Origin of the sequence: Sphingomonas zeicaulis (genome assembly GCF_050433225.1) — a bacterium.
Lineage (GTDB): Bacteria > Pseudomonadota > Alphaproteobacteria > Sphingomonadales > Sphingomonadaceae > Sphingomonas_D > Sphingomonas_D zeicaulis.
On sequence record NZ_JBNPXQ010000008.1, the window covers coordinates 221196 to 235466 of the forward strand.

At 65.8% G+C, this 14271-nt stretch carries 17 protein-coding genes; 13 read left to right on the top strand and 4 right to left on the bottom strand.

Annotated features, from left to right (window positions below):
- Positions 1-44: 44 nt before the first annotated feature.
- The 3 genes from FHS96_RS23095 to FHS96_RS23105 all read left to right on the top strand — a co-directional run bounded on the left by FHS96_RS23095 (position 45) and on the right by FHS96_RS23105 (position 4856).
- A complete protein-coding gene (locus FHS96_RS23095; RefSeq protein ID WP_429597541.1) occupies positions 45-1256 on the top strand; it encodes a TetR family transcriptional regulator in 1212 nt (403 codons plus the stop codon).
- 79 nt (positions 1257-1335) lie between these two features.
- Entirely contained in the window at positions 1336-3633 is a 2298-nt protein-coding gene (locus FHS96_RS23100; RefSeq protein WP_429597543.1) for a TonB-dependent receptor, read from the top strand.
- Between the two features lie 14 nt (positions 3634-3647).
- Positions 3648-4856 (top strand): Ca2+-dependent phosphoinositide-specific phospholipase C, encoded by a 1209-nt coding sequence (locus FHS96_RS23105; RefSeq protein WP_429597547.1) that lies wholly within the window; start codon positions 3648-3650, stop codon positions 4854-4856.
- Between the two features lie 184 nt (positions 4857-5040).
- On the opposite strand, the gene ychF is transcribed toward FHS96_RS23105, so the two are convergent.
- Positions 5041-6141, bottom strand: coding sequence for a redox-regulated ATPase YchF (gene ychF, locus FHS96_RS23110; protein ID WP_429597550.1), 1101 nt, complete (start codon positions 6139-6141; stop codon positions 5041-5043).
- A gap of 145 nt (positions 6142-6286) precedes the next feature.
- On the opposite strand from ychF, the gene FHS96_RS23115 reads away from it, so the two are divergent.
- From FHS96_RS23115 to FHS96_RS23130, 4 genes are all read left to right on the top strand, one after another.
- Positions 6287-6727: a hypothetical protein gene (locus FHS96_RS23115; RefSeq protein WP_429597553.1), complete on the top strand. Its 441-nt coding sequence runs from the start codon at positions 6287-6289 to the stop codon at positions 6725-6727.
- 9 nt (positions 6728-6736) lie between these two features.
- Positions 6737-7171 carry a hypothetical protein gene (locus tag FHS96_RS23120; RefSeq protein ID WP_429597556.1) on the top strand — a complete coding sequence of 145 codons (435 nt, stop codon included), beginning with the start codon at positions 6737-6739 and terminating at the stop codon, positions 7169-7171.
- Positions 7172-7291: 120 nt separating this feature from the next.
- Positions 7292-7738, top strand: a complete 447-nt coding sequence (locus tag FHS96_RS23125) for a hypothetical protein (RefSeq protein WP_429597559.1) — start codon at positions 7292-7294, stop codon at positions 7736-7738.
- On the top strand, positions 7731-8192 hold the full coding sequence (locus FHS96_RS23130; RefSeq protein WP_429597562.1) for a hypothetical protein: 462 nt from the start codon (positions 7731-7733) through the stop codon (positions 8190-8192). The genes FHS96_RS23125 and FHS96_RS23130 overlap by 8 nt, the downstream gene beginning before the upstream one ends.
- Positions 8193-8203: 11 nt before the next feature.
- On the opposite strand, the gene FHS96_RS23135 is transcribed toward FHS96_RS23130, so the two are convergent.
- Positions 8204-8527, bottom strand: a complete 324-nt coding sequence (locus FHS96_RS23135; RefSeq protein ID WP_429597565.1) for a polyhydroxyalkanoic acid system family protein — start codon at positions 8525-8527, stop codon at positions 8204-8206.
- Positions 8528-8648: 121 nt separating this feature from the next.
- Here FHS96_RS23135 and FHS96_RS23140 point away from each other — a divergent pair, with 121 nt between their 5' ends.
- The 5 genes from FHS96_RS23140 to FHS96_RS23160 all read left to right on the top strand — a co-directional run bounded on the left by FHS96_RS23140 (position 8649) and on the right by FHS96_RS23160 (position 13169).
- A complete protein-coding gene (locus FHS96_RS23140; protein ID WP_429597568.1) occupies positions 8649-10685 on the top strand; it encodes a M3 family metallopeptidase in 2037 nt (678 codons plus the stop codon).
- A gap of 44 nt (positions 10686-10729) precedes the next feature.
- Positions 10730-11038, top strand: a complete 309-nt coding sequence (locus FHS96_RS23145) for a hypothetical protein (RefSeq protein ID WP_429597571.1) — start codon at positions 10730-10732, stop codon at positions 11036-11038.
- 43 nt (positions 11039-11081) lie between these two features.
- Positions 11082-11492, top strand: a complete 411-nt coding sequence (locus FHS96_RS23150; protein WP_429597574.1) for a helix-turn-helix domain-containing protein — start codon at positions 11082-11084, stop codon at positions 11490-11492.
- Entirely contained in the window at positions 11489-12382 is an 894-nt protein-coding gene (locus tag FHS96_RS23155) for an IS3 family transposase (RefSeq protein ID WP_429597577.1), read from the top strand. The genes FHS96_RS23150 and FHS96_RS23155 overlap by 4 nt, the downstream gene beginning before the upstream one ends.
- 106 nt (positions 12383-12488) lie before the next feature.
- Positions 12489-13169: a transposase gene (locus FHS96_RS23160; RefSeq protein WP_429597580.1), complete on the top strand. Its 681-nt coding sequence runs from the start codon at positions 12489-12491 to the stop codon at positions 13167-13169.
- Positions 13170-13306: 137 nt separating this feature from the next.
- Here the strand turns inward: FHS96_RS23160 and FHS96_RS23165 are convergent, their stop codons facing one another.
- Together FHS96_RS23165 and FHS96_RS23170 are read right to left on the bottom strand one after the other, a co-directional pair.
- On the bottom strand, positions 13307-13516 hold the full coding sequence (locus tag FHS96_RS23165) for a helix-turn-helix domain-containing protein (RefSeq protein WP_429597583.1): 210 nt from the start codon (positions 13514-13516) through the stop codon (positions 13307-13309).
- Positions 13513-13653, bottom strand: a complete 141-nt coding sequence (locus tag FHS96_RS23170) for a hypothetical protein (RefSeq protein WP_429597586.1) — start codon at positions 13651-13653, stop codon at positions 13513-13515. The genes FHS96_RS23165 and FHS96_RS23170 overlap by 4 nt, the downstream gene beginning before the upstream one ends.
- Positions 13654-14090: 437 nt before the next feature.
- On the opposite strand from FHS96_RS23170, the gene FHS96_RS23175 reads away from it, so the two are divergent.
- Positions 14091-14231, top strand: coding sequence for a hypothetical protein (locus FHS96_RS23175; protein WP_429597589.1), 141 nt, complete (start codon positions 14091-14093; stop codon positions 14229-14231).
- Positions 14232-14271: the final 40 nt, after the last annotated feature.

Here is a 14271-nt window from a genome sequence, read left to right on the forward strand (position 1 = left end):
GGGACAATGTTGGACCGGCGCGGGCGGGGCGGTATGCAGGCGCGATGATATCTGCGCCCAAAGTCGCCAAGGCCACCGACCGCGAAACCAATGAACGCATCGTCGATGCCGCGCGCGCCGCCATCGCGGAACGCGGGCTGAACGGCGCCGGGCTGCGCGTCGTCGCAGAGCGCGCGGGCGTGTCGGTGGGCACGATCAATTACCGCATCGGCGATCGCGCGGCGTTGCTCGGCGCGGTCGTGGCGCGTGAAATTGAAGTCATGGCGGTGGTCCACGCCGATTGGCGTGCCCGGCCCGGAACTCAGGACGCGATCGCGGCCGGCGGGCTGCCGGACCTCGTCGCCGCCTGGCTGGACGATGGCACGACCGATCGGCGCGTCTCGACGATCGTTACATGCGAACTGGCACTTGCCGAGGGGCGGTCGCCCGGATCGATACCGGGGATCGCGGCGCTGCTCGGCGCCGGCGAAATGCTGTGGCGCGATCTGCTGCCGCCCGATGCCGCCCGATGGGCGCCGATCCTCGCAGGCTACTGCTTCGACGAGCAGCCCTTCTCGCTGTTACTCGCAGAGCAGTCCGATTATCGTCTGCTGCGGGCGTCGACGATCCGCGCGTTGCTCCGCGATCCATGGCCTGAGACCTCCGCCGCTGCCAGCCGCTGGCATATGGCGCTGGTCGAAAGGCTGGCGGTGCCTGCCGCAGCAGCGCTCGACGAGGGGCCGGCCCCACAAGGCCTCAAGGCGGCGATCACCCAGCACATCGCCGACCTGCTGATGACGCACGGTTTCGGATCGCTTTCCCACCGTCTCGTCGCACAGGCCGCCGATACGCCGGTCTCGACGATCGCACATCACTTCCCGATGCAGCGTGACCTCATGCTGGGTGGCGTCGAGGCGCTTTATCGGCGGATGCGCGCGGCCCTGCGCCAGTCGGAAGATGCCGCCACCACGGGTGCCGCGGTGCTGTTCCTGACGCACGAGGCGGCACTGCTCGGCCTGCGCGATCCGGCGCTGGTGCCGTTCGCGATCGACATGCGGCGGCGGCGGGCGGAGAATGTCTACGGCAATACCGCGGAAGCATTGGGGATCGATGCCGATACCACGCGCGACATAACGCAGGCGGTGATCATGGCGGTCATCGGCGATCAACTCCGTTCCCCGGCGGGGCGGCGCAACATGCCGAGTTTTCGCGGACTTCTATCCGCTCTCAATTTTCCAGTACGATCGTATGAAAAACCGGCCTTATCCGAGAGATAATAACCGTACGACCGTCTTAAAACCGTAACGGCCCGGCTCTAGGGCGCGCTCCAACGCGTTAACGCCAGGGAGTCGTGTCATGTTGAAGTTCGGGGAAAAGACGTCGGTCTATCTGCGGTCGGCGGCGCTGGTCGGCGTGCTTGCGCCGTTCGCTGCTTCGGCCGCACAGGCGCAGGAAAGCACTGCGCCTGCCGCGGAGGCGGGGGGCGCCCTGCCCGAGATCGTCGTCACTGCCGAGCGTCGGCGCGAGAGCAGCCAGCGCGTGCCGCTGGCGATCCAGTCGATCGACGGCGAGGCGCTCGCGCAGGTCGGCTACACCTCCGTCACCGACCTTCAATATGTCATGCCCGGCGTCCAATATGATCCGACGCAGGGGGCGGCCTTCCAGATCCGCGGCGTGGGCAGCACCTCGTTCGACTTCTCCAACGCCAAGTCGGTCAGCGTCGTTGTCGACGATGTCGTGATGGACGGTCAGCGCGCCAATGGCCTCACCGGCCTGGTCGACATCAGCCGCGTCGATGTGCTGATGGGGCCGCAGGGCACCTTGTTCGGCAAGAACGCCACCTCGGGCGTGATCGCGGTCTCGACCAACCAGCCGAAGCTCGGCGAGACCAGGTTCCGCGGCAGCGCGAGCTATGGCGAGCATGATGAGCGCATCCTCAACGCCACCGTCAACCTGCCGCTGGGCGACATCGCGGCGCTGCGCGTCTCGGGGTTCGAACAGGCGCAGGACGGGTTCGGCCGCAACGTCACGCTCAACCGCCTGATCGGCTCGACGCATGAATATGGCGGCCGCGCGCGGCTGCTGCTCGAACCGTCGGATGCGCTGAGCTTCACCCTCTCGGGCGACTATGCCTATCATTGGGACAGCAGCGTGCGCACGCCGGTGACCGGCCAGCCCGCCAACGTCACCGCCTTGCTCAACGCGCTCGGCGTGTTCCCCAACCCGAAGAATGCCGATACCGCCGACTCGTCCTTCGGGGAGATCACCACCGAGGAATGGGGAACCTCGCTCAAGATCCAGGCGCAACTCGGCGATCATGATCTGACCTCGATCACCGCCTATCGTTACACGCGCTACGACAATTCGACGCCGGCCAGCCTGCTGCCGGCGGACCAATATTCCTACATCCCGTTCAATCTCGGCGCGCTGGATACCGACAAGGTCAGCCAGGAAATCCACATCGCCTCGCCGACCGGCCAGTTCTTCGAATATCTCGCCGGCTTCTTCTACAATGATCTGCGCGCGCGGCAGACCCAGCTTCAGTGGGGCACGCTCGGCGCGCCGCTATACGACGCCAACGGCACGCCGCGCCCGACATTGATCGCGCTGACCGGCGCGATCGGCGTGGACGGCAATTCATCCCTGTTCGACGCGCGCAACGAGACGATCGCGGGCTTCGGCCAAGTGAAGTTCAACTTCACTTCGCAACTCAGCCTCACGCTGGGTGGCCGCTACACGTCCGACAATAATTCGCAGAGCCTCGATTTCGTGACGATCGATCCGCTGCCGATCACCGGCTACGATCCCAATTTCGTCGGATCGAGCGCGGCGCCGGCCTTGTCCTACGGCAAGGTGAAGGGTGACAATTTCTCGTACCGGATCGCGCCGCAATTCCAGATCACGCCCGACGTGCTGCTCTATGCGACCTATTCGACCGGCTACAAGCCCGCGGGCATCGCCTTCGTGGGCAACAAATATGCGCCCTACCGCGACGAGACGGTGAAGAGCTGGGAGGCGGGCATCAAGTCCGAATGGTTCAACCGCCGGCTGCGCGTGAACCTCGATATTTTCCGCTCGGACTTCAAGGATTTCCAGGCGACCATCCTCACCAAGATCCCCGATGGCGCGGGTGGCCTGCTCGATGCGACGGTGATCGGCAATGCCGGCGGCCTGCGCACGCAGGGCGTGGAAGGCAGCATCGCGGCGCAGCCGGTGCGCGGCCTCACTCTGTCGGGCGCGCTGACCTACACCGACGCGAAATTCACCGACTATGTCTACAACGCCACCACCAACTATACCGACACGCGGCTGACCAACTCGCCAGAATGGTCGGGCACCGCGGCGGTCGATTATGAGCATCGCTTCGACTCCGGCTTCGGCGTGCGCGCGCATGTCGACTATGCCTATCGCAGCGAATATTGGACGGTGGTCGGCCAACCCGCTTATTCGCGCGTGCCCGGCTATGGCCTCGTCAACGGCCGGCTGACCTTCTCGCTGCCCGACAGCAAGGTCGAATTCGGCGTCTATGGCCGCAACCTGTTCGACACCTATTTCTCCACCGGCTGGCAAAATTACGGCGCGCTCGGCATCCTCCACTACACCTCGCCCAACGCGCGCCGGACGCTCGGCGGCTTCGTCAATTTCAACTTCTGATCGGGAATCCGAACATGTCCTTGCGCACCTTCGCGGGGCTGGCGTCGGCGCTTGCGCTGATCGCCGGCACCGCCGCGGCCCAGCAGACCGCCGACCCCTCCGCCGATTATCTGCCGATCAACGCCATCCAGGTGATCGGCACGCACAACAGCTATGCGCTGCCCGCCGATCCCCGCACCATGGCGCTGCTCGGTCCCCGCCTCTTCACGTTGATGAAGGGGATGATGGCGCAGATGACGCCGGAGCAGGCCGCGGCGATGGCCGACGAGCATCCCGGCAACCTCGCCGACATCGCCAAGTCGCTCGACTATGTGCAACTGCCGCTCGAAGCCCAGCTCCGCATGGGCGCGCGCAGCCTCGAGATCGATCTCCACCCCGATCCCAAGGGCGGCGCCTATGCCGATCCGGTGCCCTACCGGATGTTGCGCGAGAAGGGCGAGACCGACCTCGCGCCGATCTATCGCGAGGAACTGGCGAAGCCGGGGATGAAGGTGCTGCACGTCGCCGATCTCGACTTCCGCAGCCAATGCCCCACCTTCCGCTCCTGCCTGATGCGGCTGAAGCAATGGTCCGATGCCGAACCGGGCCACAGCCCTGTCTTCATATTGCTCGAACCCAAGATGGCGGGGCTGGAACGCGCCATCCCCGGCGCGCTGCCGGTGCCGCCGTTCGACGCCGCCGCCTTCGCCGAGGTGGATGAGACGATCGCGAGCGTGCTGGGGCGGGACAAGGTGCTGGCGCCCGACGATGTCCGCGGCACCCTGCCGACGCTCGAGGCCGCGGTGCTGGCGAAGCGCTGGCCGACCGTCGCGCAGGCGCGCGGCAAGTTCGTGTTCCTGTTCCTCGTGCCGGGCATGAACCTCAAGGCGTTCGCACCCTATCTCGACGGTCGCCCGTCACTGCAGGGGCGGATGGCGTTCATCCAGGGCAAGCCGGGCATGGCCCATGCCGCCTTCATGATGTTTGACAATGCGCTGACCCGGCAGGCGGAAATCAGGGCCGCGGTCGCCAAGGGCTATCTGGTCCGCACCCGCGCGGACATCGACACGGTCGACGCGCGCCAGAACGATCCGAAGCGCAAGGATGCGGCGCTGGCCAGCGGCGCGCAGATCATCTCGACCGACTATCTGACCGCGCCCAACGTGTACGGGAATGACTATCACCTGACGCCGTTCGCGGGCGGGTGGCGGTGCAATGCGGTGGTGGCGCGGTGTGGGCAGTAAAGCACGACCTGACGGGCGGATGGTTGATTAACCACCGTTCGTCCCGAGCGTAGTCGAGGGACGGGTCGTGCGCAGCAAGGACGCTGGGCGCTCGGGCCACCCGTGTCTCGACTTCGCTCGACACGAACGGGTTCTGTTGGCCCGGCGTGGGCGGGGGGCGGGGCTGTGAACCCGCCCCATTACCTCACACGTTGAACCGGAACAGCAGCACGTCGCCATCCTTGACGACATATTCCTTGCCTTCGGACCGCAGCTTGCCGTTATCCCGCGCGCCGGCTTCGCCCTTGAACTGGACATAATCGTCATAGGCTATGGTCTCGGCGCGGATGAAGCCGCGTTCGAAGTCCGAATGGATCGCGCCGGCGGCCTGCGGGGCCTTGGAGCCGACCGGGATCGTCCAGGCGCGCGCTTCCTTGGGGCCGCAGGTGAAGAAGGTCAGCAGCTCCAGCAGCGCATAGCCGGCGCGGATTACGCGGGCGAGGCCGGTTTCTTCCAGGCCCAGGTCGGCGAGGAACACCGCGCGATCCTCCGGATCCATCGTCGCGATCTCGGCCTCGATCGCGGCGGAGACGACCACCGCCTGCGCGCCCTCGGCCTTCGCCTTCTCGAACACGCGCGCGGACTGGGCATTGCCCTCCGCCGCGCTCTCTTCCTCGACGTTGCAGACATAGAGCACCGGCTTGGCGGTGAGGAGCTGCGCCTGCAGCAGCACGCGCGCTTCCTCCTCGTCCTTCGGCTGGGTCAGCCGCGCCGGCTTGCCCTCGCGCAGCAGTTCCAGCGCCTGGCCGAGCACCGAGGCAGCGACCTTGGCTTCCTTGTCGCCCTGCGCCGCCTTCTTGGCGAAGGCCGGCACGCGCTTTTCGAGGCTTTCGAGGTCCGACAGCATCAGCTCGGTCTCGACCGTTTCGGCGTCTGCGATCGGATCGACCTTGTTGTCGACATGCTGGATGTCGTCATTCTCGAAGCAGCGCAGCACATGGACGATCGCGTCCACCTCGCGGATATTGCCGAGGAACTGGTTGCCCAGGCCCTCGCCCTTGCTGGCGCCGCGCACCAGCCCGGCGATGTCGACGAAGCCGAGTTGCGTCTCGATGATCTTCTGCGATCCTGCGATCTCGGCCAGCTTGGTCAGGCGCGGATCGGGCACGGCGACCTGCCCGACATTGGGCTCGATCGTGCAGAAGGGATAATTCGCTGCCTGCGCCGCCGCGGTCTCGGTGAGCGCGTTGAAGAGGGTGGACTTGCCGACGTTCGGCAGGCCGACGATGCCGCAGCGAAAACCCATGGGAAAAACGATCCTGTCTTGTGATGCGGCGCCTGGCACCGCGAGATTTCGCGCCAGATAGGAGCAAATCGTCGCGAAGACCAGCGCCCGACCGGCTATAGGCGAATACAGGCGATGCCGGGGATCGAAGCGGGGAGGGCGGGCGATGCGCTGGACGGGGGTGACAAGGCTTGTTCTGTGTTTCCTTCTGGCGCCGATCCCGCTGATCCCTGTCGGCCTCTATGCCGTCCTGTGGCTGACGACGGCGATGGGAGGCAATGAGGATCCGATCGAGCTCCTGCCGATGGTGTCCGCCGCGATCTACCTGTACGCCGGGCTCTTCGGGCTGCCCCTGTACCTGACGCTGCGGTGGATCGGGCGTCAGGGGTTCATCCATTATGTGCTGGCCGGTCTCGTCCTCTCGTTGATCCTTGCGATCGGCTCACTGTTTGGCGGCCAAGGGCTCGTCGGCTTCTTCTTCTCGTTCATTTTCTGGGCCGTCCTCATATTGGTCCCGATCATCCTGTTCTGGCTGATCGCGCTCTGGCAGCCGCGCTGGCCGCGCAGGCTTCGTCCCGCGCGTGCGCCGCGCCCGGCAATGCGCTGAGGCCGGCGCATGCTGCGCATCATATTTGGTTTCCTCCTGGCACCGATGCCCATTCTGCTGCCTATCCTGTGGTTCTCGATCATCGTGTCCGATACGGGGCTGCAGCTCGTGCAAATGCTGACCCTCGCCGCGTTCATCTACGGCCCGACCCTGCTGTTCGGTGTGCCCGCGCATGTGCTGCTGCGGCGCTTCGGCAAGCGCCGGCTATGGCATTATCTCGCCGCGGCCATGACGCTGCCGGTGCTGGCGACGCTGGCCGTGTTCATCATGGAGATCATCAAGACGGATGATTACAACTCGTTCGGCGTGCCCGCCATGTGGTTCGGCAGCATATTGGCGATCGCCGCGGCGCTCACCGCGCTGCTGTTCTGGCTGATCGCGATCTGGCGGTCGCCCGAACCCGGCCAGATCGCGCGGACGAAGCTGTCGACCGTGTTCGATTGAGCAAGCGTCTCTGCGCGATGCCGAATTTTGCTCCGGATGGGATCAAATCCCGGGTGGCATCGGCGCGCGATCCGCTATGCCCGGGCGGATGGGGGCAAGCATGAGTGGGGAGGGCAGGCGATGCGCTGGACGAGGGTGTTAAGGGTCGTTCTCGGCTTCCTGCTGGCGCCGATCCCGGTGACCCTGTTCTTCGGGATGGTGGCCTTATCGTTTCTCGCATCGTTCGGACGCCACGAGAATGCGGAAGCATTGCTGCTGGAGGTGCCGCTCTGGAGCTATGGAATCACGTTCGTCTTTGGGCTGCCCATTCACCTTGCCCTGCAGTGGCGGCAGAAGCCGGGGCTTGCGCATTATGTGCTGGTGGGCCTCGTCGCGTCCGCCATGCTGTCCATCTTCCCCTTCGGTTTCGAATATGGCCTGATTTCTTTCCTCTCCGGCTTCATGTTCACGGCGTTCTTCGTCCTCATGACCGTGGTGCTCTTCTGGCTGATCGCGGTCTGGCAGCCGCGAAAGACGATCGGGGCGCTCCGTGCGGCCTTCCAGCGTCGCCGGCCGTCGCATGGCTGAGGCTGGGCGCGTTCGCCCGGCCCGTTCGGCGGCGCGGCAGCGCGTCTGGCATGATCTGCTCGGGCTGATCGTGGCGCCGGTGCCGGCGGCCATGCTGTGGGTGACCGACCGGTTGTGGCGATCGGCCGATGGCGTTCCGGGGCCGGGCAACGGGTTCGATGCGATCATCGGCTTGACCGCCGGGGCCTATGGCATCGCCTTGCTGTTCGGCCTGCCCGTCCACGAACTGCTGTGCTGGCGAAGGCGCGACGCCTGGTGGCATTATGCGCTGGGCGGCGTGGCGGTGACGGTGGAGATGTTCCTGATCTATCTGGCGATCTCCACCAGGCCGCTTGCCGAACTGTGGATCATGTTGCCGACGATCGGCGCGCATGTGTTGCCCACCGCCCTGCTGTTCTGGCTCGTCGCGGTCCGGCCGCGGCGCCGAGCGGCCGGATCGCCGCCGCCGGGCTGAGGCGATCGGCCTCAGACCTTCCTCTTATCCTCCAGCACCGATCGCCCGCGCTCGCGCACCACGGCCTCGATCATGCCGGACATCATGCCGAGCAGCGGCGGCAGCACCAGGCTCACCCGCACCAGATGATCCTGCACGTCGAGGTCGCAGACCACTTCCTGCCCCATCGCGGTCACGATTACGTTCATCCGGTCCTCGCTGGGCCAGGAGGATCGCACCTCGGCCATGCCGCCGGGGATGTGCTTCGGCAGGTCGCCCACCTTGGCGGACATGCGGCGGCGCACCTCGGCGCGGTCGAGCTTGTGGGGGATGTCGATGACGAGGGGGTTTGACATGAGGGGAGTACGCGCGCCTTGATGTGGAGGTTCCGCGGCCGGGCGGGGTTGAAACCGCCTGTGCCACCGCCAACCTCGCGGAACAAGACGCCGCCCGGCGTCGCCCCTGGGAAGAGAGATGATGATCAACGCCAACCCGCTGCTCGCCGATGACGACCTCCCCGATTTCGCCGCGATCCGTGCCGACCAGATCGGCCCCGCGATCGACGTGCTGGTGGCCGAGCATCGTGCCGCGGTAGAGCGCATCACCGCTTCCGATGACGGCAGTTTCGCCGGCGTGATCCTGCCCGCCGAGCGCGCCGATTTCGCGCTGACCCGTGGCTGGCAGCCCGTCACCCACCTGACCGGCGTCGCCGACAGCCCGGCGCTCCGCGAGGCGCATGCCGCGGCCGAGGCCAAGCTCGTCGCCTATCTAATGGAAGCGGGGCAGAACCGCGCGCAATATGACGCGATCCGCCATGTTTCCGAGGCGCGGGAGTTCGACCGGCTGACCCCGGCGGAGCGCCGCTCGGTGGAACTGGCGCTCCGTGGCTTCCGCCTCTCCGGCGTCGCGCTGGAGGGGGAGGCGCGCGAGCGTTTTCTTGCCATCGGCATCGAACTCAGCCGGCTCGGCACCGAATTCGGCAACGCCGTGCTCGACGCGACCGAGGCGTGGAGCGAGCATGTGATCGACGAGGGACTGCTCGACGGCGTGCCCGAAACCGACAAGGCGATCCTCGCCGCCTATGCGGCCGAGCAGGGGCTTGAGGGCTGGCTCGTCCGCCTGCGCCAGCCCAGCCTCAAGGCGATCCTGTGGCACGCCACCAACCGCGACCTGCGCTATCGCGTGTATCGCGCGAATGTGACGCGCGCTTCCGAACTCGCCGACGATCCGTCGTTCGACAATGGCGCGCGGATCGAGGGCATCATGGCGCTGCGGCATGAGGCGGCGCAGTTGCTCGGCTTCGAGGATGCCGCGGCGCGCTCGCTGGAAACCAAGATGGCGGCGAATGTCGACGAGGCGCTGGCCTTTCTCGGCGATCTCGCGCGCCGCGCGCGGCCGATGGCGGAGGCTGAGCTGGCCGAGGCGCGCCGCTTCGCCGCCGAGCGGCTGGGTATCGACGCGCTGGAACCGTGGGACATGAGCTTCGTCGCGGAGGCGATGCGGCGCGAACTGCATGGCGTCGACCAGGACGCGATCAAGGCCTATCTGCCCGCGCCGCGCGTGCTGGCGGGCACCACCGCGCTGATCGAGCAGCTCTACGGCATCCGCCTCGTCGCGCGTGAGGACGTGTCGCTGTGGAATGATGACGCCATCTTCTACGACGTGCTCGACGGCCTCGGCACGGTGATCGCCGGCGTCTATCTCGATCTCTATGCGCGGTCGGACAAGCGCGGCGGCGCGTGGATGGATGTGTGCCGCCCGCGCTTCCGCGACGCCGATCGCCTCCACCGGCCGGTCGCCTTCCTCACCACCAATTTCGCGCCTCCCGCCGGCGGCAAGCCGTCGCTTCTGACCCACAATGACGTGGTGACCCTGCTGCACGAGTTCGGCCATGTGCTGCACCATCTGCTGACCGAGGTGGATCTGCCCTCGATTGGCGGCATTTCCGGCGTGGAGTGGGACGCGGTTGAACTGCCCAGCCAGTTCATGGAAAATTTCGCGTGGGATCGCGCGGCGTTGCTGTCGCTGACCGGCCATGTCGAGACCGGCGAACCGCTGCCCGACGCGCTGTTCGACAAGATGCTCGCCGCGCGCCAGTTCCAGGCCGGGCTGCAACTGCTCCGCCAGATCGAATTCGCCACCTTCGACCTGCGCCTCCACCACGGCTTCGACCCGAAGGAAGGCGCCCGCACCTTGGCGACGCAGGCGGCGGTGCGCCGCGAAGTCTCCGTCTTCCCGCCGCCCGAATGGGATCGCTTCGCCAACGGCTTCACCCATATCTTCGCGGGCGGCTATGCCGCTGGCTATTATTCCTACCTCTGGGCCGAACTCCTCTCGGCCGACGCGTTCGAACTGTTCGGCGAACAGAACGCTGCAGGCGCCGGCGCCACCGCCTTCCGCCGCGAGATATTGGCCGCCGGCGCCAGCCGCCCCGCCGCGGACAATTTCGCGGCGTTTGCGGGGCGCCCGCCGAAGATCGACGCGCTGCTGCGGATGAAGGGGTTGGCGGCGTAGGGGTAGAGTTTAGTATTATGTCCCCAAAATACTGAGGCAGCGTCATGGGCTGGAAGTTCGATCAAGCGCCGGATGTAGCCTGCATCACGTGTCGATCGGTAATTGATGGCCACCCCGTTCTGGTTGTGACGCATTATGAGGATGATCATTCCTGGGGGTTTCTGGCCGGCGCTGAAAATGATCCTGCGTTGGCGCGTATCGTGGCCATGTCGGAGGTCGTTGAGCGCCATCCCGACCTTGATGACATCGCCGACCTCCCTGCGGGCTGGTCGGCCATCCGCGTGGCTGTCGGCCAGCCTTGGTCGAAGCATAAGGACGTTTGGTATGTCGAAACCTGTGGAGTGCCCCCCTAGATTGAGACAGAGAAATAAGGGACGGCCCTATGAGGAGGGCAGCATGTCCAAGTTGGTTCGACGAAGATTTGGTCGGGCGTTTAAGCTTGAGGTCGTTCGGCGGATGGCGGCGGGCGAGAGCGGTACGGCGTTGTCGCGAGAGTTGGGCGTCAAGCGCACGATTTTATACCGCTGGGGGGATGCGTTTCGTGATGGTGGGGAGGAAGCGCTTCGGGATGGCCCCGGCCGGCCGAAGCGGGCAGAGAAGGCGGCAATGGCGCTGGCGCGTGGTCCGGCGGCCCGTGCCCGCGATCTTGCGGAGGCGCGTCGCCAGATTGCGGAGTTGGAGCGTAAGGTCGGCGAGCAGCAGGTGGCGCTGGATTTTTTCAAGGGTGCCTTGCAGCGCATCGAGGCGTCACCCCCGCCGAGCGACGGCGCTGGCGTGACGGGGTCATCGCCCAGATCCAGGCGATGACGGGTCTGCAAGGCTCGGGATCAAGGCTTTCGGTGGAGCGGCTGTGCCGCCTGGCCGAGGTGAATCGTGCCGCCGTCTATCGACGATGGCAGGATCATGCTCCGAAGCAGGAAGAAACCGCGCTGCGCGACCAGCTTCAGCGGCTGTGCCTGGCGAACCGGCATTATGGCTATCGGCGGATCACGGCACTGCTCAAGCGCAACGGCTGGCACATCAACCACAAGCGGGTGCAGCGGCTGATGCGGGAGGATAATCTGCTGTGCGTGAGGAAGCCGGTCTTCCGGCCAGCGACGACGGACTCGCGCCACAGCTGGCGGATATGGCCCAATCTGGCCCGCCATCTCGATCCGAGCGAGGTCAACCAGTTGTGGATTGCAGACATCACCTATGTCCGCCTAGCCGAGGCATTCGTCTATCTGGCGGTCATCCTCGATGCGTTCAGCCGCAAGGTGGTCGGTTGGGCGATGGCGGATCATCTGCGCGCCGAACTGGCGCTCGATGCGCTGACGATGGCATTGGAGCGACGCCCCGTCACGCCGGGCGCCTTGGTCCACCACTCGGATCGCGGCATCCAATATGCCTGCGGCGATTACATCGCCCGGCTGGAGGCCGCCGGCATTCTGCCGAGCATGAGCCGGGTTGGATGCCCCTATGACAATGCGATGGCCGAGAGCTTCATGAAGACGCTCAAGCAGGAGGAGGTGAACGGCGCCGACTATCGCGACCTCGCCGATGCAACAGAATGCATCGGCTCATTCCTCGAGCAGATCTACAATCGCCAGCGTCTACACTCCGCCTTGGCCTACAGATCTCCCGATGAGTATGAACTTATTTCGACAAGGGCTGCTGCGCAGCAGCCCTTGGCCGTGACGGAAAACCGCTGTCCCTAATTGCACTGTCTCAGCGATGGGGTGCAGTCCACCTGAAATTTTGGAGCGAATTTCGGGGACACAATACTAAATAGACGCCCTCCGCGCGCTCTGCTATCCTCCCTCCGTGGCCAGACTCGCCCGCATCGTCATCCCCGGCGTCGCGCATCATGTCACCCAGCGCGGTAATCGGCGGCTGCCCATCTTCTTTTCGGACGATGACCGCGCCGCCTATCTGGCGCTGGTCGCGCAGGGCATTGCCGCGGCCGGCGTGCGCTGCCTCGCCTGGTGCCTGATGGACAATCATGTCCATCTCGTGCTGGTGCCGGAGGATGAGGATGGATTGCGCGCGGCACTGGGCGAGGCGCATCGCCGCTACACCAGCCATGTGAATGCGCGCGAGGGGTGGAGGGGCTATCTGTTCCAGGGCCGCTTCGCGAGCTATCCGATGGACGACGCCCACCTCATCGCCGCGATCCGCTATGTCGAGAACAACCCCGTCGCCGCCGGACTGGTGGCGGAGGCGGGCGACTGGCGCTGGTCGAGCGCGCGGGCGCATGTCGCGGGCCGGCGCGTCGCGGACGATCCGTTGACCGATGTCGCCGCCCTCGGCCGCCATGTGCGCAACTGGCGCGCCTATCTGGCCCGCGGCATCGAAGCCGCGGACGAGGCCGACACCGCGGAAGCGATCGAAGCTCGCCTCCGCACCGGCCGCCCGCTCGGCGATGCCGCGTGGCTCGCCGACATGGAGACGCAGACCGGCCGCGACCTCGCGCCGCGCAAGCGCGGGCCGAAGCCGAAGGCGTAGAGTCTAGTATCGTGTCACCGAAACTCTCCGAACCTGTCGAGCGAAGCCGAGACGGTCGGCATTTGCACCGACCTGCGGTCAACTCGGCCTTGCTCGGGACGAACGGACGGTTCATTTTCAAGCGGCCTCCGCTCCGCTCATCGCAGCAGTTCGGTCACCAGCGACGGCCTTTTCGCGATCATGGCGAGCAGCACCTGCGCGGGGCCGGTCGGTTGCCGGCGGCCATGTTCCCAGTTGAGCAGCGTTCCCTTGGCGACGCCGATGCTGCGTGCGAACGCGCTCTGCGACAGGCCCGTGCTGGCGCGAATCGCGGCGACGTCGAGAACCCGCACTTCATAGGCGCTCATTCTCGGTCTCCATAGGCTGCGACCAGCATCTTGGCCAAGGCGACGGCGGCCGCTTGTTCGGCCCTGCTCAGATTATCCTTCTCGTTCTTCGCGAACACCGTGAGGAGGTAGATCGGCATGTGGATGCCGCCGAACACATAGATCGTCCGTAACCACCGCTCTTGCCGCCGCCTTCGCGTGGGATGCGGACCTTGCGTAATCCACCGCCCAGCGCGACGCCCGCCTCGGGATTGGCGGCGATATAATTCACCAGCGCCGACTGTTCCTCATCGGTCATGATCTCCTTCGCACGTCGCAGAAACTCGGGGAGTTCGACGACCGTCTGCAGGGTGATCATCGGGATCAGATTTGTGCCATTGGCGTATGTGTCATTAGCGCATGAACCTCACGGACATAATGCAAATTAGGCAGGTTCCGCAGTCGTCCCCACCGCCGTCGCGGCTTGGCTCGACGGGCCCCTCGACTGCGCTCGGGGTGTACTGCGGGTGGGCGGGGTCCGTTGGACTGCGGTCCGCCGTTGGGGCTGGCTAAGTAGATTCCGCAATGGCACGTCGGTCCCGCCGCGGGCTATTCTTTGGCCAGCAAGGACGACGCGCATCTGACTTCACCGCGCAAGACGATCGCCGACAACAAGGATGTAGCCCTCGTGACTATCCTGACGGTGGGGCTGATCACGCTGATCCGCTTGATGATCCTGTCGAAGCTGGCGGATTGAGTTCAGCCGCTGCTCGCGGCGAAGTGGGCAGCGTTTCCCC

What these genes read in the sequence shown, in the direction of transcription:
- FHS96_RS23145 (WP_429597571.1), top strand. Translation starts at nt 10,730, where the DNA reads ATGGGCTGGAAGTTCGATCAAGCGCCGGATGTAGCCTGCATCACGTGT.
- FHS96_RS23095 (WP_429597541.1), top strand. Translation starts at nt 45, where the DNA reads ATGATATCTGCGCCCAAAGTCGCCAAGGCCACCGACCGCGAAACCAAT.
- FHS96_RS23150 (WP_429597574.1), top strand. Translation starts at nt 11,082, where the DNA reads ATGTCCAAGTTGGTTCGACGAAGATTTGGTCGGGCGTTTAAGCTTGAG.
- FHS96_RS23100 (WP_429597543.1), top strand. Translation starts at nt 1,336, where the DNA reads ATGTTGAAGTTCGGGGAAAAGACGTCGGTCTATCTGCGGTCGGCGGCG.
- FHS96_RS23115 (WP_429597553.1), top strand. Translation starts at nt 6,287, where the DNA reads ATGCGCTGGACGGGGGTGACAAGGCTTGTTCTGTGTTTCCTTCTGGCG.
- ychF (WP_429597550.1), bottom strand. Translation starts at nt 6,141, where the DNA reads ATGGGTTTTCGCTGCGGCATCGTCGGCCTGCCGAACGTCGGCAAGTCC.
- FHS96_RS23165 (WP_429597583.1), bottom strand. Translation starts at nt 13,516, where the DNA reads ATGAGCGCCTATGAAGTGCGGGTTCTCGACGTCGCCGCGATTCGCGCC.
- FHS96_RS23120 (WP_429597556.1), top strand. Translation starts at nt 6,737, where the DNA reads ATGCTGCGCATCATATTTGGTTTCCTCCTGGCACCGATGCCCATTCTG.
- FHS96_RS23135 (WP_429597565.1), bottom strand. Translation starts at nt 8,527, where the DNA reads ATGTCAAACCCCCTCGTCATCGACATCCCCCACAAGCTCGACCGCGCC.
- FHS96_RS23130 (WP_429597562.1), top strand. Translation starts at nt 7,731, where the DNA reads ATGGCTGAGGCTGGGCGCGTTCGCCCGGCCCGTTCGGCGGCGCGGCAG.
- FHS96_RS23140 (WP_429597568.1), top strand. Translation starts at nt 8,649, where the DNA reads ATGATCAACGCCAACCCGCTGCTCGCCGATGACGACCTCCCCGATTTC.
- FHS96_RS23125 (WP_429597559.1), top strand. Translation starts at nt 7,292, where the DNA reads ATGCGCTGGACGAGGGTGTTAAGGGTCGTTCTCGGCTTCCTGCTGGCG.
- FHS96_RS23155 (WP_429597577.1), top strand. Translation starts at nt 11,489, where the DNA reads ATGACGGGTCTGCAAGGCTCGGGATCAAGGCTTTCGGTGGAGCGGCTG.
- FHS96_RS23105 (WP_429597547.1), top strand. Translation starts at nt 3,648, where the DNA reads ATGTCCTTGCGCACCTTCGCGGGGCTGGCGTCGGCGCTTGCGCTGATC.